The organism is Yoonia ponticola (assembly GCF_014199395.1).
Taxonomy (GTDB): Bacteria; Pseudomonadota; Alphaproteobacteria; order Rhodobacterales; family Rhodobacteraceae; genus Yoonia; species Yoonia ponticola.
The window spans coordinates 399,973-424,043 of the sequence record NZ_JACIJM010000003.1 but is presented as its reverse complement, the minus strand read 5'-3'; the positions used below and the strand labels follow the sequence as shown (position 1 = coordinate 424,043).

Sequence of the window (24,071 nt, the reverse complement as noted above, 5' to 3'; positions counted from 1 at the left end):
CTTGCAGATTACTCTCACCGCTGACTAATGGGCGGCACAGATCAACATGCGAGGGCGCAACGTGCCGGCAATGTCAAAACAAGGCGTCCTGCGTCACCTGCGCGCGCTGATCATCTGGTTTGTGGTGATCACCGTGGTCATAGCGCTCTATGCGGACGACGTTGATCCAATGCCTGTCAGCATAGTTAACAGGTTGCTCATCGCGGCTGGCATCGTGGTCTTTTGCAATCTGCCATTTGTGAAGGCAATCGGGCGCATCTACCTGAACACCACGCCCGATGAGGGTGATCTAGACGACTAAGCCTGACGAGACATGGCTAAAAATCACAGCCGCAGTTTCCTGCACATGGTTTCACGGTATGCTAACCCAAAGCGAGTTTACCCGCGCCGGTCAGGAGCAAACCATGCCGCAAGGCAGGCCACGGCCGCCGCATCGCAGCAATCTTTAGCGAAGGGAATTTATACCTGACACGCCTCGCGGACAGGGCGGTCGACGCGATAAACCAAGAATTGAACCTCGCCCAAGAATCGCCAAGCGTCATCTTCTGGCTCGACGATCTTTCCCAAGCGCACGCAGCAGGGGATTAACGCGACAATTTTGGGCATCTGATGGGCAAGCGACGTCCGCGTCCGTAGCGTTTCAGGGGCGAATATAAAACTTATTGCAAATATCTAAATTTTTTAGATAGACTGATCCTGTGTCATACAGGAGCTAGCCGCGTGTCCCCTGAAGCCAATTTCAAGTTAGATGCAGAACGCCCGGCAGTGGGTGCGCTTTTGCGGGCGGCGCGGCGCTCTCGCAATTATACGCTGCAAGACCTCAGCACCCGCGCAAATCTGTCTGTGGGATATCTGAGCCAGATCGAACGCGATATTGCAACGCCGTCGCTGGGATCGCTGAACCGTTTGGCCGCGGCATTATCCCTAGACTTGGGGCATTTCATTCCGATCCCGAACGCCCGAGGCCTGACCACCCGCGCCAAAGACCGCGACACGATCTGGGTCCGCGAAGGCGGCATGACCTACGAACGCCTGCACGGCGAATTCGTCGGCGCATCGTTTTCGGCGTTTCTGATTACATTGCCTGCGGGCTTTACCACCGAAACCGATCAGCACTTTGGCGAAGAATTCGTCGAAGTCAGGGCAGGGCGCGTGCAGTTCACCATCGACGGACAGGTCTATGATCTAGGCGTCGGTGACACGCTGCATTTCCGGTCCGATCTACGGCATCAGGCCGTGAACCCACACGATGAAGACGCGGTTTTGTTCTGGCTCGGCAACGGCCCCACATTTCAAAGCCGACCCAATATCGCAGCAGAGCAACCGTCATGAGCAGCGCAAGCCGCCTTCCGATTGGCTGGTTGGTGCAGCGGGTCGCAATGATGCTCGTGACGCTATTGGCGGTGATTACGCTGACGTTTGCGCTGATGCACGCTGTGCCGGGCGGACCATTTGTGTCCGAAAAAATGCTCGCCCCCGAAATCGAAGCTGCCCTGAACGCGAAGTTCGGTCTCGACCAGCCGATCTGGCGACAATACCTGAATTATCTTGGCGGTGTGCTGACGCTCGATCTGGGGCCGTCGTTCAAATATCCGGGCGTGAGCGTGAACAGCATGATCGCCGACGGGCTGGCTGTGACGGCGCAAACAGGGCTGCTGGCGATCATCTGCGTGGTGGCGTTTGGCGTGCCTGCGGGGATCGTCGCAGCACTTAATCGCGGGCGTTGGCCTGATACGGCGGCAATGTTCATCGCAAGCCTCGGCATCGCGGTCCCGTCTTATGTGATCGCCACGGTGGCGCTGTATATTTTTGCGCTACGGCTCGGCTGGACGCCTGCGTTTGGGCTGGATGACTGGCGCGGATATATTCTGCCGGTGTTTGCATTGTCGGGGTTCTGGATGTCATTTGTGGCACGTCTAACGCGCTCCAGCCTGCTGGAAACCATGGGTCAAGACTACATCATGACCGCCCGCGCCAAGGGGCTTCCGGCCCATACCGTCATGCTGCGCCACGGTTTGCGCAATTCTCTGATCCCGGTTGTGACCGTGCTGGGGCCTGTCGTGGCCAACCTTTTGACGGGCAGTTTTGTGATCGAACAGATTTTCGCGCTTCCGGGGATCGGGCGGCATTTTGTGCAGTCGATCACCAACCGCGACTACACCGCTATCATGGGCATCACGATCTTTTATGCGGCTTTTCTGATGCTGATGATTCTGATCGTTGATCTGCTGTATCTCTGGCTCGATCCGCGCATTTCTTACGGAGACCGCAAATGACCCGTCCTCCGATTGCACCCGAAATGTGGTTGCCGCTTGATCCCCAAACGGGGCAGCTTGGCGATCCGATTGTATCAACTGCCACCCGTGGTTTCTGGGCTGGTGTGCGCGGGCGTTTGTTCCGGCATCGGCCTGCCATGGCGGGACTGGTGTTTATTGTGTTGCTGATATTCGCCGCGATTTTCGGCCCGATGATGTCGCCCTACAGCTATTTCGAGCAGAACCTAGAACTGTCCAATCTGCCGCCAACCTATCGACCTTACACGGTCACAGACAACACGCTGGTGCATGTGAACACCAGCAACCTGAACCTGTACGAAGTGAGCGAAAAAGGCGGCCTGACCGCACTTTTGCGCCCAGATGACCGCGATATGATAAACCGTCAAAGCACTTGGGTCATCGACGACCGCGAGGTCGTCTTGGACTACAGTCAGCGGCCTGCGGTTCTGACAATCGACGGCAAAGTGGCCCAAGCAGGCGGGTTAGCCATGAACAATCGCAACCCCTTTGGCACCGATCAGTTGGGCCGCGACGTGCTGGTGCGCCAAATGTACGGGGCGCGGATTTCACTGCTTGTCGCTGCCGCAGCCGTGCTTGCGAACTTCGTGATTGGCGTGATCTATGGCGGTGTTGCGGGCCTAATAGGTGGTCGCGTTGACGCCGTGATGATGCGCTTTGTCGAGATCGTGGCGACCATCCCGCTCACGCTTTACGTGATCTTGATGATGGTGGTTTTGCAGTCCGGATTGCTTTCCGTCGTGCTGGCAATCGGCACGGTCTACTGGGTTGATATGGCGCGTGTTGTGCGCGGACAAATCCTGACGTTGAAAAGTCAGGATTACGTGGCTGCGGCGCGGACCATGGGCGCCTCGACCTCGCGAATTCTGTTTCAACACCTGCTGCCGAATGCCTTTGGTCCGATCCTTGTGACGCTGACCATGCTGATCCCATCTGCTATTTTCATCGAGAGTTTCATGAGCTTTATCGGCCTTGGCGTGACACCACCACAAGCCAGTTGGGGCACGCTGACCTCCGAAGCCGTTGAAACCCTGCGCGCCTATCCGCACCAATTATTCTTCCCCGCCGTGGCGATCAGCCTCACGATGCTGGCGTTCAATTTCTTGGGCGACGGGCTGCGCGATGCATTGGACCCGAGGTTGTCATCATGACCGCACCTGTGTTGTCCTTGCGTGATCTGCGCACCGAATACCGCACCGACCGTGGCACCGTGCAAGCCGTGCGCGGCATTGATCTGACCTTGCAGCGGGGCGAAATCCTAGGGCTTGTCGGTGAAAGCGGGTCGGGCAAATCCGTCACCTGCATGAGCATCCTGAAACTGCTAAAGCGCGGCGGTCATATCACCTCTGGCGTGGCGGAATTCGACGGGCGCGATCTGTTGCAACTGTCGGAACGGCAATTAACGGCGGTGCGCGGCGAAAAGATCGGCGTTGTTTTCCAAGACCCGATGTCTGCGCTGAACCCGACGATGACCGTTGGCCGCCAGATCGTCGAAGTGCTGCTGCAGCACCGCAAGATCAGCAGAAAAGCGGCCCGTGACCGCGCGGTCGAATTGTTCGAACTGGTGCGTATCCCGTCCGCGCGAACCCGCATCGACAGCTACCCGCACGAGTTTTCCGGCGGGATGCGTCAACGGGTGATGATCGCAATCGCGCTCGCGTGTGATCCCGATATCCTGATCGCAGACGAGCCGACAACAGCTCTCGACGTCACAATCCAGCGTCAGATTTTGGCACTGCTGAAAGAATTGCGCGACAGGCTCGGCATGGCCATTATCCTTGTGACACATGATCTTGGCGTGATTGCGGAAACCGCTGACCGCGTGATGGTGCTGTATGGCGGTCAGGTGATGGAAGAGGCGCTGGTCGCTGATCTGTTCGCCGCACCGTGCCATCCCTACACGCGCGGATTGCTCGCCGCGATCCCCGATCCACGACAGGCGGGACGGCCATTATCACCCGTGCGCGGCAGCCCGCCGGACATGCGCACACCGCCACCCGGTTGCCCGTTTGCGCCGCGCTGTCCGCAAGCCATGCGTATCTGCGAAACACCGCCACCGATGTTCGATGCCACGGGTAATCCAGCCCTACAGGCAGGCCAACGCGCCCGCTGCTGGCGCGCCGATGCCACAGCCCCCGCCCAGATATTCGAGACCCCCTCATGACCCAGCCATTGCTCGCCCTCGAAAATCTGGAAATGCACTTCCAAACGCGGCAAGGCCTGTTGAAAGCCGTCGATGGTGTCAGTCTAACGATCCAGCACGGTGAAACCTTGGGGCTCGTGGGGGAAAGCGGCTGTGGTAAATCCACGCTCGCGCGTGCTTTGATGCGGCTTTATCGCCCAACTGGCGGGCGGATTGTGCTGGACGGCGTCGATATCACTACGCTGAACGAAAAGGCGCTGAAACCGCACCGCAAAAAGGTGCAGATGATCTTTCAAGACCCCGTGGCTGCGCTGAATGGGCGGATGACCGTGGGCGAACTTGTGGCCGAACCGCTTGAGATTATGGGGATCGGCACCGCTGAGACGCGACGGGCGCGGGTGGCTGAATTGCTCGACAATGTAGGTTTAGGTGCGGACGCCGCCGACCGGTTTCCGCATTCGTTTTCCGGCGGTCAACGCCAGCGCGTCGGCATTGCCCGCGCCATCGCGTTGGAACCCGAACTTGTGGTCTGCGACGAGCCGATCAGCGCCTTGGATGTGTCGATCCAAGCCCAGATTGTGAATATGCTGTCAGAGCTGAAACGCGACACGGGTTTGGCCTATCTGTTTATCACGCACGATCTGTCGATGCTGCGCCATATCGCGGACCGGATCGGCGTGATGTACCTCGGAAAATTGGTTGAAATCGCACCATCCGAAGCCCTGCACACTGCGCCGCGCCACCCTTACACCGAACTGCTGTGGTCGGCGATTCCCGTTCCGGACCCCGCCGCGCGCCGCGATGATCCGTTTGAAACTGGCGAAGTCCCCAGCCCGCTGGATCTGCCGTCTGGCTGCCGTTTCCGCACCCGCTGTCCTTATGCGACCGCGCTGTGTGCGCAAAGTGAACCCGATCTCATTACTCAGGACGACGGACACGCCGTCGCCTGCCACCACCCGCTGCATGGCAGCATGTCCAACACCCAACAGGAGCAAGAAAATGCGTAACCTTTTCATGTCCACGGCCCTTGCAGCGCTGATTGCAGCACCTGCCTTTGCGGCTGGCGATCTGACCTATGTGGTCAACAATGAATCCGCCACCTACGACCCCGGCCTGACGTCGGAAACCTTTGCAGCACCGATCATCGGTAATACCTTTGAAGGTCTCGTGCGCTTTACCGAAGGCGGCGAAATCGAAGGGGCAATGGCCGAAAGCTGGGAGGTCTCAGAAGACGGTTTAACCTACACATTCACCCTGCGCGACGCCAACTGGTCCGACGGCCAGCCTGTCACTGCCCAAGATTTCGTCTACGCATGGATGCGCGTCCTTGATCCGGCGGCCGGCGCGAAAAATCCTGCGATGTTCTACCTGATCGACGGGGCCGAGGCACATTATGCAGCTGACGGCGAGGGCGACGTGGCGATCTCTGCGCCCGACGACAAGACGCTGACCTTTACGCTGACGAACCGCATTCCCTACATGATGCAACTGCTGACCTACACCAACTGGTTCCCCGTGCGTCAGGATGTGGTCGAAGTCGACCCCGAAGGCTGGACCCGCAATCCCGAAACCTTCATCGGCAACGGCCCGTTCAAAGTAACCGAATTCAACTTTGGTGAATCCGTGGTGTTCGCCAAGAACGACGCATATTTCCAAGCTGACGACGTGTCGCTGGACACATTGACGTTCCGCCTGATCCCCGACCAAGCCACCGCGTTAACTGCGATGGAATCCGGTCAGGTTGACGGGATCGAAGCTGTTCCAGCACCCGAAATCCCGCGTCTCATGGCTGAAAGCGATGCCTTCATGATCGTGCCGGCGCTCGGGACGACCTACGCATTCTTCAACCCGGCCCAAGCACCGCTGGACGACGTGCGCGTGCGCCAAGCGTTGTCGATGGCAATTGACCGCCAAGACATCGTGGACTTCGTTTTGCAATCTGCGGACCAGCCTGCGATCGGCCTTGTGCCTTACGGTCTGACACTGAACGGCGAAGATTTCCGCGACGGCATTGATACCTACGGTCTCGACGCAGACGCCCAACCCGAAGCGGCGGCAGCTTTGCTCGCCGAAGCGGGCTATCCGAACGGCGAAGGCTTCCCCGAAACCGTGTTCGTGACCTACACATCACCGCCAATCGAAAAACTGCTCGAAGCGATCCAGCAGATGTGGAAGGAAAACCTGAACATCGACGTGCAAATCCGCGCAACCGAATGGCAGGTCTATTACCCCGAAGTGCAGCAGGTCGAATACCAAATCGCACAGATGGGCTGGGGCGCGGATTACCCGCACCCGATGACCTTCCTCGACGTGTTCTTGCCCGATAGCCCGAACAATCTGGCCGCATGGAAAAGCGATGATTTCGCGAGCGCCGTGTCCGCTGCAAAATCCACCGCTGACGAGGCCGAAGGGCTAGCCGCGATGCGTGAAGCCGAAGGCGTTTTGATGAACGATCACGTCATCTTGCCGATGTATCACCGCTACAACTATATGATGATGTCGCCCGACGTGGACGGCTTCTGGCGGTCGTCGCTGAACGTGCCATACTTCCGCGATGTGACACTGGCTGAGTAAACAATGTGCTGCGGGCACCAACATGCCCGCAGCACCTTTCCCACGAACACATATGAACCCCGCACAGACCTATCAGGCGGGGGTGCAGAGCAGGTTTAGACCTGCTAGTTAGTCGCAAATAGAATCTCGAAACGTCGAAAAATCCGCGAAAAACCGGATATTAGCAACAATTTTGCGTCGTCGTTTTGGATGAAGAGTGGGGCGTAGGTCATTGAAATATAATCTTGAAACAGCCTCAAGGCTTTCCGTCGCACCGATGATGGATTGGACGGACCGTCATTGCCGTTACATGCACCGGCTGATGTCGTCCGAGACCTTGCTTTACACCGAAATGGTCACGGCCCCTGCAATCATTCATGGCGACCGTGATCGCTTGCTCGGGTTTCATGACGCGGAACATCCTGTTGCATTGCAGCTCGGCGGCTCTGATCCGGCGCAACTGGCGCAGGCGACTGAAGTTGCAGCAGAATATGGCTACGACGAAGTAAACCTGAACTGCGGTTGCCCGTCTGATCGTGTGCAATCGGGGTCGTTTGGTGCGATACTAATGGAACAGCCCGCCACTGTCGCCGCTTGTGTCAAGGCGATGCAATCGGCCAGCGATTTGCCCGTCACAGTCAAGTGCCGGATCGGCGTGGACGACCAAGATCCAAAGGTGATTTTGCCCGACTTTCTGTCCCAAGTCAGTGCGGCGGGCGTAGACCGCTTTACCATCCATGCGCGCAAGGCGTGGTTGCAAGGTCTGTCCCCGAAAGAGAACCGCGATGTGCCGCCCTTGGATTATGAATTAGTCCATGAAATGAAGGGTTTGTTCCCTCATCTTCATCTGTCCGTGAACGGCGGTATTACGTCGCTGGATCAAGCCAAAGCATTCCTTGATGCGGGCCTCGACGGGGTGATGATCGGACGGTCTGCCTACCATGCGCCAGCGGATGTTTTGCTAAATGCGGACGCCCAGATTTACGGCAAAGACGGCACTAAAACTGCCGAAGATATCGTGCATTTGATGGTGCCTTACATCGTCGATCACATGACGCGCGGTGGCCGTCTGCACCAAGTCACCCGCCACATGCACGGCCTGTTCCAAGGCCGCCCCGGTGCGCGTATGTGGCGCAGACATTTGTCCGAAAATACACACCGCGACGGCGCTGACGAAGCCGTTTTGCTGCAAGCCCTTTCATACATCACACAAGAGGCCGCCTGATGCCCGAAGCCACACTTTTGCTGCCAATGATCGGCATGATCTTGGCCATTGGCGCCTTTGCGGGCGTGCTTGCCGGATTGCTAGGCGTGGGCGGCGGGATCGTCCTTGTGCCGTCGTTTTTCTATGCGTTCTCGGTGCTTGGCTATGACAGCCCGCAGTTGATGCAGATGTGCCTCGGCACCTCGCTGGCCACGATCATCGTGACCTCGGTGCGCTCTGGCTTGTCGCATCATAAAAAGGGCGCGGTTGACGTCGCCATTCTCAAAACATGGGCGCCCGGCATTGTGATCGGCGCGATCATCGGCGTCAGCATCGCGACGTCGCTGCGGTCCGGTGCATTGCAACTGATATTTGGCATTTTGGCAGTAATTGTCGGTGCTTACATGACTTTTGGACGCGCATCTTGGCGTTTGGGCCCACAGATGCCAACCGGACCTGTGCGGGCCGTATTGTCGCCGCTGATCGGATTCCTATCGGTGCTGATGGGCATCGGCGGCGGGTCTTTTGGCGTGCCTGTGATGTCGCTCTACGGTGTGCCGATCCACAGGGCGGTGGCCACGGCTGCTGGCTTTGGCGTGATTATCGCGGTGCCGTCGGTCATCGGATTTTTGCTGACTGATATGTCCGCGTACCCAACGCCGCCATTTTCATTTGGTGCGGTGAACTTCGTGGCTTTTGGATTAGTCATCGCGATGACTTTGATCACCGCACCTTGGGGGGCCGCATTGGCGCATAAAATGGACCCAAAGCCGCTGAAACGGGTGTTCGGCGTGTTCCTGATCTTCGTAGCGCTGAACATGTTGCGCAAAACCTTGGGCTGGTAGCGGCGCGATTTTTCTCGAAAAATCGTACAAATTTCTGAGAAAATTTGGCGTCTCAAACGTCAGCGTTTTGCCAAATATGCGGCCAGCGATTTTTGCGGCTCGTCGATGAACAGGCTCGGCAACACACGCAGCGCCGCAATCTGATCGACACGCAGATCGGCGAACGCTTTGGTCGTTTCGCACCATACCACGCAGGTCCACAACCGCCCCCAGTAATCAAGCTGCAACGGACGCACCGTGCGATCTTGGCCCGCAATTGTGAGCATCAGCTTTTGGCGGGTGCGGATCGCTTGGCGGATTTGCGGCAGATGCTGGAATCCCTTGGCGGCATCCGCAAAGGGATAGACCGCGAAACTGAACGGAGCAGGGCTACGCGATCTGCCTTCGGGCATCACCGCGTCGATCTTTTGGGTTAACGCGCGCGCAGCTGTTGCTAGTTCCGCGTCCGATCCGCCCGCCACAGCCATGAGCCCCAAATGCAGCGCCTCGACTTCGGTGATTGTCAGGTTCAACGGGGGCAGGGTGATCGCTGCCGTGACATGATAGCCCACACCGCGTTCGCCTTGGATCGGGACGCCAGATGCGGCCAGCGTTTCCATGTCGCGGTAGATCGTGCGCAGGCTAACATCGACAGCGGCGGCCAGATCGGATGCACGGTGCAGCGCGCCATCGCGCAGGATTTGGACAAGTGACATTAATCGGTCGGCGCGACGCATGAGTGATTCCCTCTCGTTCCGTACTAGTTTTGCCAAAAAGCTGACAACTGACAAGTTTTTGTCGTAACCTTATCGCGAGCCTTGCAAAAAAGGGGTTTAATGCTGTCGTTTCCTACTTCCATCACGCCGCAATGCCCCCTATCTGTCAGGGAATAACAGATTTACGCGCGGCCAATGGTCCGCATCATGGAGAACATCATGCTTAATAACATCGGTATCCCCGGCATCCTTTTGATCGCCGTCGTCGTCTTGGTCTTGTTTGGCCGTGGCAAAGTATCCAGCCTGATGGGCGAAGTCGGCAAAGGCATCACAGCTTTCAAACGCGGCGTCAGCGACGGTGACAAAGAAATCACGGACGACATGGCATCCGCCAAAGACGTGACCCCAGCTGACGAAAAAGACAAAGTCTAATTCGCCGTCTCAAGATCCCCAATAAGGTAATCGCACATGTTTGGCCTCGGCTGGAGTGAAATGATGGTGGTGGGCATTGTTGCCCTCATCGTGATCGGTCCCAAGGACCTGCCGCAACTTTTCCGCACCGTCGGAGAGTTCACAGGCAAGGCCAAAGGCATGGCACGCGAGTTTTCCAAGGCGATGAACGACGCGGCGAACGATGCGGGCGTCAACGACATCTCCAGCAGCCTTAAGGCCGCGACCAGCCCCAAGGCATTCGGCATCGACAAGCTGAAAGAGGCGTCAGGGATCACAGCCGCGACTGCTGCATTGTCGCCCGAACGGGCGGCGGCCAAGGAAAAGATGGACGCTGGCATGGCCAAAGCGGCTGAGGCACGCAAAGAACGCGAAGCCGCTAAGGCAGCACAAACCCCATCTGACAATCACATCGAGACGCCTGCAACCACAGCAGCGCCCATCGGTGAAACCGCAATCGGGGAAACCAAAGCCCCCGACGCCCCAAAAGAGACCGACCAATGAGCACCCAAGACGACGAAATGGACGGCAGCGCAGCACCCTTGATCGAACACCTGACCGAACTCCGGTCGCGTTTGATCTACTCTGTCGGCGCGTTCTTGGTGGCGATGATTATTTGCTTCTCGTTTGGCAGCATATTGTTGGACTTCCTACTGGGACCGATCGAGAAAACCATGCGCTCGCTCGGCAATCCGAACCCTGTTATGCAATACACTGCACCTCAGGAATACTTTTTCACGCTGATCCGGATTTCCGTGGTCGGCGGCCTGACGCTGTCGTTTCCGGTTATCGCCTACCAACTCTGGCGGTTCGTAGCCCCCGGTCTCTACAAGAACGAAAAGAGCGCGTTCCTGCCGTTCATCATCTCTAGCCCGCTGCTGTTCTTGATTGGCGCGGCCTTCGCGCATTACGTCGTGGTGCCTCTGGCAATGGCGTTCTTCCTCGGCTTTGCGGACCTGCCATCCTTTGTTTCAGCGATCATGGCGGACGCGGTTGTGGTGCCTTCTGATGGCGTCGATGTCATTGTTGCAGCCCCGACAGCCAACACTGGCGTCGACATTGTGTTCAACGGCAAGGTCAACGAAACGCTTGATATCACGCTCAAAATGATCGTGGCTTTCGGGATCTGCTTCCAGCTGCCGGTGCTTTTGACATTGATGGGCACCGCTGGTCTGGCCTCGTCCCGTGGCCTGCGTAGCGTGCGCAAATATGCGGTTGTGGGCATTTTGGTCGTCGCGGCTCTGGTCACGCCTCCGGACGTCACCACACAGTTGATCCTGTTTGTTGTGGTCTTTGGTCTCTACGAAATCTCAATCCATCTTGTCGCGGCTGTTGAGCGTCGAAAAGACAAAGCGGCCCGCGCCGAAGGGATCATCGGTGAAGGCGAAAGCCTTTTTGATACCGACGACGACGACGAAGAAGCGGCCGATTTGGCTGACGCAGAAGACACGACCAATGCACAAGACGAGCAGAAACCATGAATGAAGAGACATTGTTGCGGATTGCCGACGCCTTAGATCGCTTGGCACCCGCGCCAATTCCTGCCCCGGATCTGAGCGTGGCAAGCGCTTATGTCTGGCAAACCAACCCCGACCAACTGGTGCCAGTGGACAAGGTCAGTCGCGTTGATCTGGACCTGCTGATCGGCGTGGATCGGTCCCGCGACACGCTGCTCGCGAACACCATCCAGTTTGCAAAAGGAATGCCCGCGAATAATGCACTGCTCTGGGGGGCACGCGGGATGGGCAAATCCAGCCTCGTCAAAGCGATCCATGGTGCCGTTATCAAAGACCACCCCGACCTGCGCATCGTCGAAGTCCAACGTGAGGACATGGAAAGCATCGGTCGTTGCCTTGATATGCTGCGCGGCCAGCCGCAACGGTTCTTGATGTTCTGCGATGATCTGTCGTTCAGCCACGACGACGCGCATTACAAATCGCTCAAGGCGGTTCTGGACGGTGGTATCGCCGGACGGCCCGAAAATGTGGTGCTCTATGCGACATCCAACCGCCGCCATCTGATGCCGCGCGACATGATCGAAAACGAACGCTCTACCGCGATCACACCGGGTGAAGCGGTCGAGGAAAAAGTGTCGCTGTCAGACCGTTTTGGCCTCTGGCTCGGCTTTCATCCGTGTGACCAAGACCAATATCTGTCGATGATCCGTGGCTACTGTGACGCGCACGGTGTCGCTATCGACGACGACACATTGCGGGCCGAAGCGATAGAATGGCAAGCCACACGCGGCTCGCGTTCTGGCCGCGTTGCATGGCAATACTTTGTCGATCTTGCAGGTAGAAAAGGCGTGACGCTCACCTAAGTGCGCCACGCCTTCGCTTCTTTGGCTCTCTTAAAATCCCCGCCAGAGGCTCCCGAAATCTCAACAAAGACCTCGGGTGGCTCTCGCAAGAAACCTTAGAAAAAGTCAGCTGGATCAACAGATTGCAAGCCGCGCCGCACTTCAAAGTGCAAGAAGCTCGGATCGCCCGGCCCAACTTTCGCGATAGCCTGACCGCGTGACACGGTGTCGCCTTTTGCGACGCTCAGATCAGCAAGGTTGGTGTAGACTGTCAGCAGGTTGCCCGCGTGTTTAATCACAACAATCGCGACGCCTGACGTGTCTGTTGTCACAGCCGCAACCGATCCCGCATCCGCTGCTTTCACGGTGGTGCCAGACGGCACACCGATGTCGATACCCTCGTTCCGGCCAGCCGCGTAGGCGCGGATGATCGTGCCTGCAACAGGGCGTACAAGTTGCGCGTTGCTGCTGGCAGCGGGGGCAGGTGCAGGGGCTGCTGGTGTTGTGGTCGTCGCACCAAGGTTAGGTGCTTCAGGCGCTGGTGCGGGCTCTGGTGCTTCTTCCGGCAACGGCGTTGATGCGCTCGGTGGCACAGGTGTTTGGCTACCTGCACCGGGCGTGGTGACGGGTGCTGCAGCCACGGATGCTGGACGGCTCGGTGTTGTGCTTTGTGGGATCAACAAGAACTGGCCTTCGCGGATCGCAAGGTCAGCGCCAAGCGAATTCCACTCTGCGATGCTTGCAACAGGCACGTTGAACTGGCGGGCGATTGTATAGGCCGTGTCACCGCGACCAACCTGATAGCGGACAGGTTCTGCGCCGCTCTGACGGGCAGGGGCGGCAGGTGCAACAGCAGCAGGCGCTTGCGCATCAACGCGGTCTAGCGCCGTGGTGGCAACGGCGGACACATCCAACGGCTGGATCGGGCCCGTTGACGCGGCACCAGTTGCAGGGGATGGTTCAGAGACACGGGCCGGCAATGCGATCACTTCGTCGCGGCGCAGCGTCAGATCAGCGTCAATGCCGTTGAACGAGGCCAAGCTTGCCGCATCCATACCCAAACGCCCCGCAATCGCGCGGATTGTGTCGTCCTTTTGGGCCAGCACAACTTGGTAATTGGGGTATGAAATCACACCACGATCATCTGGGGCAGGGCGCGGCGCAATGTTGGCCACGGCATCCGACGTATCAAACCCGTCTCCCAAATCGCGCAGGTCAAAGTCGAACCCGTTCAGTGAATTTTCCGCACAGCCCGCCAGAATGGCAAGCGCTGCGGTTGTCATCAGGATGCGGCGCACCCCAGTTGGCTGAATGACGGTCATATCTCTGCTCCTCATGCGGGCGCCCCGTTTGCTGAGGTTCTGCCCTATCTCGCCTTTTGGTTAGTCTTGGCCCAGCCCTTCGAGCAGGGGAACAAAACGAACGGTCCGTAATTCTTCGTAGTCTAAACCGGTTTGCGTCTTTGTCACGCGGATCAAACTTTGCACCGTATCGGATTGGCCGACAGGCAATACCATAATACCCCCAATCCGCAATTGGGCCAAGAGGGTGCTCGGCGGGTCTTCGGCGGCTGCCGTCAACAAAATGCGGTCAAAGGGGGCTTGTTCGGGTAGGCCATGACTGCCGTCAGCGGTCAGGGCGGTAATATTGCTGATGTTTTGCGCATCAAACAGGTTTTTGGCCTCTGTCACCAACCGCTTGAACCGATCGACAGTGTACACACGGCGCGCCAGTTTCGCGAGAATGGCCGCCTGATATCCAGAACCAGTGCCGATCTCTAAAACCTTGTGGCGCGGCTGCACGTCTAACGCTTGGGTCATCAAGCCGACAATCGACGGCTGGCTGATCGTCTGCCCGCAGGCAATCGGCAGCGGCATGTCGTCATAGGCGCGGTCCTTGAACAGACCCGTCAAGAACGATGCGCGGTCAACCTGTTCCATCACGGTCAGCACACGTGCGTCCGTCACACCCTTTGAGCGGAGCGCGAACAAGAATTGCATTTTGATGTCAGCGCCGACGTTCACCCCAGTTGATCCTTGAGTTGGTCCATCACATCATGGGCCGTCAGATCGGCACGCATTGGTGTGATCGAAATCATGCCTTCAAGATTGGCGCGCACGTCGGTGCCTTCGGCGGTCATTTCTTGCTGACTACCACCTTTGATCCACGAATACTGGCGGCCCGACGGGGACACCTGCGGGGCGACAGTAAAGCGGGCGGTCGGTCGATAACCTTGGGTCGCGACCTGATGGCCTTTGACGTCGGCTGCGGGTACGGGCGGGAAATTGATGTTATAAAACAGACGGTAATCAGCGGTGTTCCACACGCCTTGTGCGATCAGTTTCTTGATCAACGCAGGGCCATGCACCGCTGCGGCCTCAAACGGATCATCCAATCCAATGTTCGCGGGGCCGTTATATTGCGACAGGGCGATGGCGTTATAGCCTTGCAATGCGGCTTCGATACATGCGCCCACGGTGCCGGAATACAGCGTGTTTTCACCCGCGTTATTGCCACGGTTCACGCCTGACAGGATCAAATCCGGCTTGGCGTCTTTCATAAACTTATGAAGCGCCACAAGCACGCAATCGGCAGGGGCACCGTCAATCGCAATCCGGCGCGGTTCGATTTCCGTGATCATCGTGGGACGGCTGTAGTTGATACAATGACCAACGCCCGATTGCTCGAACGCAGGCGAGACGACCCAGACTTCACCGTCAGGTCCGGCCACATCACGCGCAATGGCCTCCAGAACCTTCAGGCCGGGCGCATTGATGCCGTCGTCGTTTGTGATGAGAATGCGCATAAAAGCCCCTTTGTTACGATGTTCGTAAGGGAGGTTGGCGCATTGAACAAGCTGGCACCTGCGTCATTTTTGCAATGTTGCGGCAGAGACTCAGAACGAACCGGATTTGAGCCGCTTTTGACGGCGAATCGGGGGGCGGTAGCGCTTATCCGAGGATTTCGGGCAAAAGCCGTGCGGCCTCAGCACTAGGTTGCGCCAGAACAGAGCGATCTTCACCCGGATGGAACCTGCCGCGTGTGGCGGTCGGCATCGCGGCGGGTGACAGGATTTTCACGCTAGGTCCGGTTTTGGCGCTCTCGACTTGCCAGCTGCGGGCGAGCGCGATTTGCGCGCCTTTGGTCGCCCCGTAAGCGCCGAAAAACGCCTGACCAGCTGTTGGATCATCAAAGAACACAGCGCGTCCATCAGTCCCCAAAAGCGGGCTGATATAGCCGATCAATCGCGCAGTGGCGGTCATGTTGGTCAGAACGGATTTGTCGAAATCCTTGGGGTTGATATGGCCAGCAGGGGCCAAGGGTGCCGCGTGAACCGCCGTATGCACCCACAGATCCAGCTTGCCCCAGCGATCATAGATCGAACGGCACAACTGCTGCATTGCGGCCTCGACTGTGATATCCATCGGTGCCAGCGTTGACTGGCCGCCTTTGGCTTGAATACGGTCGTCCAATTCTTCCAACGCGCCAGTGGTTTTGCCCACGGCCACGATGTGATGCGTCGCAGCCAATTCCTCGGCCAAAGCCGCGCCAAGCCCACGAGAGGCACCAGTGATCAATGCAATCTTTGTCATAAGCACCATGTGACGTCTCTGCCGCACACGGTCAAGAGGGCGGCAGAGCTAAACGATGTCGAAGCCGCTGATGGCCCAGTTTCCAGTCTTATTTAACAGTGCTTTTGGCTTTGAAACCTTGCTTGATCATATCTGACGGCGGGATTGGATATTCCCCCGAGAAACACGCATCGCAATAGGCAGGTGACGCGCTGTCACGGCCATTCTTTTCGCCAACCGCACGGTATAGCCCGTCCAGCGAGATGAATTTCAAACTGTCCACACCCAAATGCACGCGCATTTCTTCGGCGGTCATGGTCGCGGCCAGCAGTTTTTCGCGCTCAGGCGTATCAACGCCGTAGAAACAAGGCCACGCAGTCGGCGGCGACGCAATCCGGAAATGCACCTCTGCGGCACCGGCATCCAGCACCATCTCTTTGATCTTGCGGCTGGTGGTGCCGCGCACAACGCTATCATCGACCAAGATCACGCGCTTGCCTTTGATCAACGCCTTGTTCACGTTGAGTTTCAGCAGCACACCCATGTTGCGGATCTGCTCTGTCGGCTCGATAAACGTGCGGCCCATATAGTTGTTGCGCACGATGCCCATCGCAAACGGAATGCCCGATTGCAGTGAATAGCCAATAGCAGCAGGCGTGCCGGAATCGGGGACAGGGCAGACCAAATCAGCCTCGACAGGGGCTTCTTTCGCCAACTCACGACCAATATCTTCGCGGGTTTCATAAACCGAGCGACCACCAAGCTGGCTGTCAGGGCGGCTGAAATACACGTGCTCAAAGATACAGAAACGGGATTTCGCAGGACGAAACGGGAAATGGCTTTCCACGCCGTCTTTGGTAATCACAACCATTTCGCCCGCTTCGATCTCGCGGATGAACTCTGCACCGATGATATCCAGCGCACAAGTTTCAGAGGACAGAACCCAGCCGTCGCCAACCTTGCCCAGCACTAGCGGACGCACGCCCAATGGGTCACGGCAGCCGATCAGTTTGGTGCGGGTCATGGCGACCACGGAAAACGCGCCTTCAACCTTGCGCAGGGCTTCTTCCATGCGGTCAGGGATGTGTTGCCCCATGGAACGGGCCATCAGGTGGATGATACATTCGGAATCGGATGACGACTGGAAAATCGAGCCACGCTCGACCAACTCACGCCGCAAAGACAGCGCGTTGGTGATGTTCCCGTTATGCGCAATCGCCGCGCCGCCCATTGAAAATTCGCCAAAGAACGGCTGCACATCGCGGATTTCGGTGCGCTGGTCTTTGTTGCCAGCAGTGGAATAGCGGACGTGGCCAATGCCAATCGGGCCGGGCAGACGTTCGATCATTTCGGCAGAGGTAAAGTTATCGCGGACCAATCCCATGCGGCGGGCTTGGTGAAATCCGGTCTCGGGATGGTGGGTGACAATGCCGCCGGCTTCTTGGCCGCGGTGCTGCAAGGCATGAAGGCCAAGCGCTACAAAGTTCGCGGCGTTACTGACACCGACGACGCCAAAGACGCCGCATTCCTCCTTGAGCTTATCATCGTCAAAAGGGTGGGCAGGGGGCATCTGATGGGACAAGGTGAGCTTTCCATATCCAGTGGCTGCGTTCGGGGGCGTCATAGTCCTTTGGCGTGGCAGAGTCACGCCCTTCATATGGGATTGCCCAAATGAAAAGGTGCGCCGCAGCGCACCTTTGTTGTCTTACTCGGTTGTCAGTGTCTCAACAGGCTCTGTGGCACCACATTCACCAACAAGCTGCTCGTACTGTGTGGTGATCCACCCCAGCGCAGCTTCGGGGTCACGTTCGCCGATCTGGCCGGTGAACTGCGAGAAGATAACAGCAGAACGGCTGTTCTCGATCATCTCGATTTTCTGAGTGGATAGAACCGTTTGGTAAACAAAGAACGCAACGGCGACCAACAAGATGCCACGCGCCACACCAAACACAAAGCCCAGCCCTTGGTCCAAGCCACCCAGCGCAGAGCGTTGGATCAGACTAGAGAACAGCGGCGTAAAGATCGACACAACCACAAGAGCCACCGCAAACACGGCAGCAAAGGACGCGATGATCGACAATTCGCAGCTATCGCCGATGAAATCACCAACAACTGGGATTTGACGGATCAGGGGCTGCACTTGATCGGCAAAGATAAAGGCAAGGATCGTCGCCCCGATCCAACCCGCAATGGCCATCGCTTCGCGGACAAATCCACGGCTGTAAGCCAGAAGCGCGGAAAGCACGATGATGATCGCGACGGCACCGTCGATGATTGTAAAGTCCATGTCGTTCCTCTTGGTCGGGAGCTATTTTCGCTCGCCGAAAACTTCTTCTACAAAACTGGCCAAATCCCGCGGTTGACGCATGGACAGGCCGGACGCCGCGACCTGTTTGGTCTGTTGCGGTGTTATTGCGGAGGTAAAACCAAGTTTTGCCGCTTCTTTCAATCTATTTTCGGTCTGAACGACAGGACGCAATGCACCCGACAGGCTGATTTCGCCGAAAATAACGGATTCTTTGGGCAATGCTGCGTCCTCTCGGGCGGACACAAGGGCTGCGGCCACGGCCAAGTCCGCTGCGGGCTCTGTGATGCGCAAACCCCCTGCTACATTAAGATAAACGTCCAATCCGGTGAACGGGACACCGCAGCGCGATTCGAGCACAGCAAGGATCATGGCAAGCCGTCCCGCGTCCCATCCGACCACCGATCTGCGCGGTTGGCTGTGTGGCGAAGGGGCCACAAGCGCTTGGATCTCGCACAGCATCGGACGGGTGCCTTCAAGACCGCCAAACACCACAGAACCGGGGGCAGGAGAGCGTTCAGACAGGAAAAGAGCCGAAGGATTCTTAACCTCAGCCAACCCTTTACCGGTCATTTCAAACACGCCAATCTCATCAGCAGGGCCAAAGCGGTTCTTGACCGAGCGCAAAATCCGGAACTGATGACCGCGCTCGCCTTCAAAATACAACACCGTATCAACCATGTGTTCGACCACACGCGGACCCGCGATTGCACCTTCTTTGGTAACATGACCAACCATCACGATGGCGACATCATGGGTCTTGGCGAACGTGGTTAATTCATGCGCACAGGTGCGGACCTGCGATACCGATCCCGGCGCACTGTCCACATGATCGGCCCACATCGTCTGGATCGAATCGATGATCGCGAAATCAGGTTTTTCGGCCTCAAGCGTCGTCAGAATATCGCGCAAGTTGGTTTCAGAGGCCAAGGAAACAGGGCTTTCGTGCAACCCCAACCGACGGGCACGCATCTGAACCTGCGCGGTCGATTCCTCGCCCGAGATGTAAATCACCTTTAACCCGTTACGGGCAAAGCGTGCGGCGGCTTGCAAAAGCAACGTCGATTTCCCAATACCCGGATCGCCGCCCACCAACAGGGCCGACGCCTTGACCAAGCCACCGCCCAAAACGCGGTCCAATTCGCCGACGCCCGACATCGTGCGGGGCGGGGCCTCGCCGATGGTTGCCAGATCGGTCAGTGGGATCGCCTTGCCACGTCGCGCACCCAATGATTTTTTGCCGGGTCCTGCCGCCAGCGGCTTTTCCTCGACAATCGAGTTCCATGCCTGACAGGCATCACATTGACCCGACCACTTCGTGCTGGACGCGCCACATTCGTTACAGGTGTAAGTTAATGATTTAGCCATGTTTCCGTTTTGTCCCATTTTCAATCCGGCCGCAACGGGAATCCACGGGGGCGAATTTTCTCGAAAATTCGTATGATTTTTCGCGAAAAATCGGGGTCAAACGACAGGCGATTGCTTCGGCGTGAGTGCGGAAATCAGGATCGACGTCAAAATGCAGGCGGTAAACATATACAAACCCCAAGCTGTCTCGACCTTGCCGATACCGACACCCTTTGCGACGACAATATACAGTGCAATCAAGAAGATATCAGCCATAGCTAATTTACCCATATACCCCAAGACGGGCAGCGTTTTCGCCTTCAGCAGATCAAAATGCACCAGCGCCAGCCCAATGGTTTTCAGATAAGGCGCGAACAGTGCAAACACCGTGACCAGCAGGGCGAGAAACACATCCGTCTTCCACAGGCTCTGCAGCCCCGAGATCACGGATATCTCTGATAATCCAAACAACGGCAGCAATCCTGCACGCATCAAAGGGGCAAACCACGCGATCGGGAACAAGATTAATAGGCTAAGGTTAACAATTTTAAGGACAGAAAGCATGGAACACCTGAATGACAAACACTGCGCCCTAAATGGGGATGGTGTGCGCCGCCATACAAGTCCCCGTCATTCCGCCGCCGGTTTTTGTGCCAAAATCAACACGTTGCTGTCGAGATCCTTTGCAACGTCCGGCACTTCCAAATCGACCAAATATTCGTCGCCGTCTTCGTGTTCCAACGAATATCCCAAGACGGGCAGGGCCTTTTGCAGCTTTTCATCCAACTGCGCCAATTGCGAGGCTACGATGCTTTCTTCCAACTCAACCTGTTGCGCCCATTTGCGAATTTCGGTGCAAGCATGCAGCGCTTCGATAATCCGCTCTTGCTGCATTTCGGCCTCTTGTTGGCGTTGGGCCAAAAACGCCTTGGCGCGCGCGACTTTTTCGTCTGAATACACATCAGCCAAATGACGGGCTTGCTGGCTCATCTGCGCTGCTACTTCCATGACCGCAGGTTCCAGCTGTTCCAAATCAGGGTGATCGCGCAGATAGGCTAGCCGTTCACGCACCGCGTCAAATTCGGACGATAGGGTAAACAGACCAGCACGGTCGGCGGTGTGGACCTCGTGATAGGCGCGGGCGACATCTGACATCGAGATGTGGAATTTGCGGTGACTGTTCTCTAACGCCATGATCCGTGCATTTGTTGGCAGGTAAAACGCCATCGACCCGACCAGAACGGTGAGGACGATCTGCACATACATCCCCGCGTGCGGAAACGTCGTTTCCCCAAACGTCAGCGGCATCGTGAACCAAGGCGATTGCCCCAAGGCGCACATGATCGTGTAAAAGACCAAAGCGATGGCGAAAGCCGCGACCAGAAAAAGAGAAAGGGCGTGGCAAATACGGGTGGCATTGCGCATGAACATCAACAAAGTGCATTCCCCCAAATGCTAAAGATAGCTTTAGGATAGGCGAACAACTGCTTGCTGCCAAAGGGGAATTCCAATCCGTTGTTGACGCAGCCGCTTTTGCGACGTGATTCTAAGCGGTATCTTGGGTTATTGTTTCCCTTTCGTGGTCAATAAACGGGGTCTTTCAGTTTGCAATCGCGATCTGCCATTTCCAATTCTGCCATATGACCCCTTAATTAAAGGTTAATCCGCAAACATTTTTGATTTGGCGCATGTTTCCTGAGTTGAAACAAAAAATGCCAAAAACGGTTGTTGCGAAAAGGGTCACAATTGCCATCTTTTTGACAAATTATACCGCAATCCCAAGAAACTCGCTCCGAATCGGCCTTACCAACGCGCCTTAATTGGCCCATCCGTCGTGCCTGCAATAAACTGCGTCAGATACGGATCGTCGGCAGTTTCCATCGCCGATTTCGCGCCAGTCCACCGGATTTTCCCGTCATGCAGCATCGCAACTTTGTCCGCGATTGTGTCTACGGACGTCATATCGTGGGTGATCGTGATCGCCGTCACGCCCAATTCTGTCACCACATTGCGGATCAAATCGTTGATCACGCCAGCCATGATCGGGTCCAAACCGGTTGTCGGCTCGTCAAAGAAAATCACCTCTGGATCAGCCGCAATCGCGCGGGCAAGGCCCACACGTTTCTGCATGCCACCCGACAATTCAGACGGATAGCGATCAGCAATATCCGCCTTCAGCCCAACTTGCGCCAGCTTTGCGACAGCGATCTCACGCGCCTGCGCTTTTTGCGGTCCGCGCAGCAATCTGAACGCGACATTTTGCCAAACGGGCAGGCTGTCGAACAGCGCCCCACCTTGGAACAGCATCCCGAAGCGGTCTAAAAATCCCGTTTGGGATTTCGGCGTCATCGCAGCACCGTCAATCGTGATCTCGCCAATATCTGGCGTCAAAAGCCCCAGAATACACTTGATCAACACCGATTTACCGGACCCGGACCCACCGATAATCACCATGCTTTCGCCGCGCCCAACCGTCAGATCGACGCCGCGCAACACAGGGTTCCCCTCGAATGTTTTATGAATGCCGGACAGCGTAATCATGTGCTGAAAAACGCTTCTGTCAGGAAGAAATTCGCGGCCAAGATCAAGACTGACGCGGCCACAACCGCCCCCTTTGTCGCCCGTCCAACGCCCATCGCGCCGCGTTCCGACGTCATCCCGTAATAGCAGCCGACGATGGCAGCGATAAATCCAAACACAGCACCTTTGGCTAATGACGACGTGATATCAAGCACTTCGAGAAAATCGATCGTGTTCTGCATATAGCTGGCGGCGTTAAATCCCAGCCGTTGCGTGCTGACTAAATAGCCGCCGAAAATCCCGATGGTATCGCCAACAGCGACCAGCAACGGCATCATTAACGTCGCCGCCAAAACGCGGGGCAAGGTCAGGTATTTCATCGGATGCGTGGATAGCGTGACCAACGCGTCGATCTGCTCGGTCACTTTCATCGTGGCGATTTCAGCGGCTATCGACGATGTGACCCGCGCGGCAATCATCAAGCCCACCAAAACCGGACCCAATTCGCGGACCATGCCGATTGCAACGATCTGCGGTACAACGGCCTCTGCCGAAAACCGCGCCCCGCCGGAATAGATTTGCAACGCCAACGCGCCGCCTGTGAAGAACGCGGTCAGGCCGACAACCGGCAATGAAAAATAGCCGATCTGGATCAAGGCCTGCCCAAACGCGCCGCCATAAAACGGTGGGCGCGCAAGGTGGCTGATCGTCTGCCCAGTGAAAATCGCAAAGCGCCCAAGGGCCGCCAATGCCCCCAGCACCGCCGCACCTATCGCGGCTAAAAATCTCACCCGCTGACGGACTGACGTGAATAGCGGCGACCCAGCGACGTCAGGATTTCGTAGCCGATCGTGCCAGCGCGGTCTGCCAATTGGTCAATAGATTGTTTGGGGCCAAGGATGGTTAACGCTTCGGGATCAAAGCCGAGGTCCGTCACGTCCACGGTCAGCAAATCCATCGACACACGTCCCACCAACGGGCAGGGGTGATCGTCATACCAAAGCGTGGCTTTGTCGGACATCGCCCGCAGCAATCCGTCAGCATAGCCTGCAGAGACGGTCGCGATGCGGGACGGGCGGGCGGCCTGCCAAGAATTGCCGTAACCTGCGACTTCACCAGCGTCCAACGCACGGACCTGAATGACGGGCAGATCGAGCCGCACAACAGGGCGCGAATCCTTGAACGGTGCGCCGCCATAAAGACCAATCCCGGGACGACAAATGTCGAAATGATAATCGGCGCCCAGCAACATGCCACCTGTCGCCGATAACGACCGCGGCGTGGTGATCCCGTCAGTCATTTTATGAAAAATGTCCAACTGGTAAGGGTTCATCGGGTGATCTGGATCATCGGCACAGGCGAGATGGCTCATCACCATAGACGGGCGTTCAGACAACACGATTTCAGCGACAGCCGCCCAATCGTCCCATTCCAGCCCCAGACGGTTCATGCCCGTATCAAGCTGCACACCGAAACGGTGCTTCGGCAGCGCCTTCATATGCCGTGCGATTTGATCAACCGAATTCAAAATAGGGGTCAGCGCGTTGTCGTGAATAAGCTGCGTGTCGCCTTCCATATGGCCCGCGAACACACTGATTTCAAACTCGTCACCCAAGGCTTTGCGCAGCGCGGCACCTTCTTCGGCGACGGCGACAAAAAACTTGCGTGCGCCGACCTTAGCCAAGGCCGTTGCGACCCGCACAGCCCCCAAGCCATAGCCGTCAGCCTTGACGACGGCACCTGTCTCGGTGGTCGTTTTTGCATCAAGGGCACGCCAGTTGGCGGCCACAGCGGAAAGGTCGATTGATATGTGTCCAGTGCTCATGACGTCCCTTTTGTCACTC

26 protein-coding genes are annotated in these 24,071 nt (G+C 57.2%); 13 read left to right on the top strand and 13 right to left on the bottom strand.

Annotated elements, in window-relative coordinates:
- Positions 1-70 precede the first annotated feature (70 nt).
- From FHS72_RS07125 to FHS72_RS07085, 9 genes are all read left to right on the top strand, one after another.
- A complete protein-coding gene (locus FHS72_RS07125; protein ID WP_246414539.1) occupies positions 71-301 on the top strand; it encodes a hypothetical protein in 231 nt (76 codons plus the stop codon).
- 419 nt (positions 302-720) lie between these two features.
- Positions 721-1,332 carry a helix-turn-helix domain-containing protein gene (locus tag FHS72_RS07120; protein ID WP_183527516.1) on the top strand — a complete coding sequence of 204 codons (612 nt, stop codon included), beginning with the start codon at positions 721-723 and terminating at the stop codon, positions 1,330-1,332.
- On the top strand, positions 1,329-2,276 hold the full coding sequence (locus tag FHS72_RS07115; RefSeq protein ID WP_183527514.1) for an ABC transporter permease: 948 nt from the start codon (positions 1,329-1,331) through the stop codon (positions 2,274-2,276). Before FHS72_RS07120 ends, FHS72_RS07115 begins: the two co-directional genes overlap by 4 nt.
- Positions 2,273-3,445: an ABC transporter permease gene (locus tag FHS72_RS07110; protein WP_183527512.1), complete on the top strand. Its 1,173-nt coding sequence runs from the start codon at positions 2,273-2,275 to the stop codon at positions 3,443-3,445. Before FHS72_RS07115 ends, FHS72_RS07110 begins: the two co-directional genes overlap by 4 nt.
- Positions 3,442-4,458, top strand: a complete 1,017-nt coding sequence (locus FHS72_RS07105; RefSeq protein ID WP_183527510.1) for an ABC transporter ATP-binding protein — start codon at positions 3,442-3,444, stop codon at positions 4,456-4,458. The genes FHS72_RS07110 and FHS72_RS07105 overlap by 4 nt, the downstream gene beginning before the upstream one ends.
- The gene (locus FHS72_RS07100) at positions 4,455-5,444 is read left to right on the top strand and encodes an ABC transporter ATP-binding protein (RefSeq protein WP_183527508.1); all 990 of its coding nucleotides are present in this window, start codon (positions 4,455-4,457) and stop codon (positions 5,442-5,444) included. Before FHS72_RS07105 ends, FHS72_RS07100 begins: the two co-directional genes overlap by 4 nt.
- Positions 5,437-7,011 (top strand): peptide ABC transporter substrate-binding protein, encoded by a 1,575-nt coding sequence (locus tag FHS72_RS07095; RefSeq protein WP_183527506.1) that lies wholly within the window; start codon positions 5,437-5,439, stop codon positions 7,009-7,011. Before FHS72_RS07100 ends, FHS72_RS07095 begins: the two co-directional genes overlap by 8 nt.
- 211 nt (positions 7,012-7,222) lie before the next feature.
- A complete protein-coding gene (dusA, locus tag FHS72_RS07090; protein WP_221235360.1) occupies positions 7,223-8,215 on the top strand; it encodes a tRNA dihydrouridine(20/20a) synthase DusA in 993 nt (330 codons plus the stop codon).
- Positions 8,215-9,039, top strand: a complete 825-nt coding sequence (locus FHS72_RS07085; protein ID WP_183527502.1) for a sulfite exporter TauE/SafE family protein — start codon at positions 8,215-8,217, stop codon at positions 9,037-9,039. The genes dusA and FHS72_RS07085 overlap by 1 nt, the downstream gene beginning before the upstream one ends.
- Before the next feature lie 59 nt (positions 9,040-9,098).
- On the opposite strand, the gene FHS72_RS07080 is transcribed toward FHS72_RS07085, so the two are convergent.
- Positions 9,099-9,755, bottom strand: coding sequence for a helix-turn-helix transcriptional regulator (locus FHS72_RS07080; RefSeq protein WP_183527500.1), 657 nt, complete (start codon positions 9,753-9,755; stop codon positions 9,099-9,101).
- Between the two features lie 198 nt (positions 9,756-9,953).
- Between FHS72_RS07080 and FHS72_RS07075 the strand changes: the two genes are divergently transcribed.
- The 4 genes from FHS72_RS07075 to FHS72_RS07060 are packed head-to-tail and all read left to right on the top strand — an operon-like array spanning position 9,954 to position 12,504.
- On the top strand, positions 9,954-10,166 hold the full coding sequence (locus FHS72_RS07075) for a twin-arginine translocase TatA/TatE family subunit (protein ID WP_183527497.1): 213 nt from the start codon (positions 9,954-9,956) through the stop codon (positions 10,164-10,166).
- Positions 10,167-10,202: 36 nt separating this feature from the next.
- On the top strand, positions 10,203-10,688 hold the full coding sequence (gene tatB / locus FHS72_RS07070; protein ID WP_183527495.1) for a Sec-independent protein translocase protein TatB: 486 nt from the start codon (positions 10,203-10,205) through the stop codon (positions 10,686-10,688).
- Positions 10,685-11,665 (top strand): twin-arginine translocase subunit TatC, encoded by a 981-nt coding sequence (gene tatC / locus FHS72_RS07065; protein WP_183527493.1) that lies wholly within the window; start codon positions 10,685-10,687, stop codon positions 11,663-11,665. The genes tatB and tatC overlap by 4 nt, the downstream gene beginning before the upstream one ends.
- Positions 11,662-12,504, top strand: coding sequence for an ATP-binding protein (locus FHS72_RS07060; RefSeq protein WP_183527491.1), 843 nt, complete (start codon positions 11,662-11,664; stop codon positions 12,502-12,504). The genes tatC and FHS72_RS07060 overlap by 4 nt, the downstream gene beginning before the upstream one ends.
- A gap of 95 nt (positions 12,505-12,599) precedes the next feature.
- On the opposite strand, the gene FHS72_RS07055 is transcribed toward FHS72_RS07060, so the two are convergent.
- From FHS72_RS07055 to alr, 12 genes are all read right to left on the bottom strand, one after another.
- Complete coding sequence (locus FHS72_RS07055; RefSeq protein WP_183527489.1) at positions 12,600-13,805, bottom strand: peptidoglycan DD-metalloendopeptidase family protein; 1,206 nt, start codon at positions 13,803-13,805, stop codon at positions 12,600-12,602.
- Positions 13,806-13,865: 60 nt separating this feature from the next.
- The gene (locus FHS72_RS07050) at positions 13,866-14,483 is read right to left on the bottom strand and encodes a protein-L-isoaspartate(D-aspartate) O-methyltransferase (RefSeq protein WP_183527642.1); all 618 of its coding nucleotides are present in this window, start codon (positions 14,481-14,483) and stop codon (positions 13,866-13,868) included.
- Positions 14,484-14,503: 20 nt separating this feature from the next.
- Positions 14,504-15,289 (bottom strand): 5'/3'-nucleotidase SurE, encoded by a 786-nt coding sequence (surE, locus tag FHS72_RS07045; protein ID WP_183527487.1) that lies wholly within the window; start codon positions 15,287-15,289, stop codon positions 14,504-14,506.
- A 145-nt stretch (positions 15,290-15,434) separates the two neighbouring features.
- Positions 15,435-16,076 carry an SDR family NAD(P)-dependent oxidoreductase gene (locus FHS72_RS07040; RefSeq protein WP_183527640.1) on the bottom strand — a complete coding sequence of 214 codons (642 nt, stop codon included), beginning with the start codon at positions 16,074-16,076 and terminating at the stop codon, positions 15,435-15,437.
- 88 nt (positions 16,077-16,164) lie between these two features.
- On the bottom strand, positions 16,165-17,679 hold the full coding sequence (gene purF, locus FHS72_RS07035; RefSeq protein WP_425511112.1) for an amidophosphoribosyltransferase: 1,515 nt from the start codon (positions 17,677-17,679) through the stop codon (positions 16,165-16,167).
- 81 nt (positions 17,680-17,760) lie between these two features.
- On the bottom strand, positions 17,761-18,342 hold the full coding sequence (locus FHS72_RS07030; protein WP_183527485.1) for a CvpA family protein: 582 nt from the start codon (positions 18,340-18,342) through the stop codon (positions 17,761-17,763).
- 21 nt (positions 18,343-18,363) lie between these two features.
- Positions 18,364-19,728 (bottom strand): DNA repair protein RadA, encoded by a 1,365-nt coding sequence (gene radA / locus FHS72_RS07025; protein WP_183527482.1) that lies wholly within the window; start codon positions 19,726-19,728, stop codon positions 18,364-18,366.
- A gap of 96 nt (positions 19,729-19,824) precedes the next feature.
- Positions 19,825-20,271, bottom strand: coding sequence for a paraquat-inducible protein A (locus FHS72_RS07020; RefSeq protein WP_183527480.1), 447 nt, complete (start codon positions 20,269-20,271; stop codon positions 19,825-19,827).
- A gap of 66 nt (positions 20,272-20,337) precedes the next feature.
- A complete protein-coding gene (locus FHS72_RS07015; RefSeq protein WP_183527636.1) occupies positions 20,338-21,138 on the bottom strand; it encodes a spermidine synthase family protein in 801 nt (266 codons plus the stop codon).
- Between the two features lie 372 nt (positions 21,139-21,510).
- Positions 21,511-22,248 (bottom strand): ABC transporter ATP-binding protein, encoded by a 738-nt coding sequence (locus FHS72_RS07010; protein ID WP_183527478.1) that lies wholly within the window; start codon positions 22,246-22,248, stop codon positions 21,511-21,513.
- Positions 22,245-23,018, bottom strand: a complete 774-nt coding sequence (locus tag FHS72_RS07005; RefSeq protein WP_183527476.1) for an ABC transporter permease — start codon at positions 23,016-23,018, stop codon at positions 22,245-22,247. The genes FHS72_RS07010 and FHS72_RS07005 overlap by 4 nt, the downstream gene beginning before the upstream one ends.
- The gene (alr, locus tag FHS72_RS07000; protein ID WP_183527475.1) at positions 23,015-24,052 is read right to left on the bottom strand and encodes an alanine racemase; all 1,038 of its coding nucleotides are present in this window, start codon (positions 24,050-24,052) and stop codon (positions 23,015-23,017) included. Before alr ends, FHS72_RS07005 begins: the two co-directional genes overlap by 4 nt.
- Between the last annotated feature and the right edge of the window lie 19 nt (positions 24,053-24,071).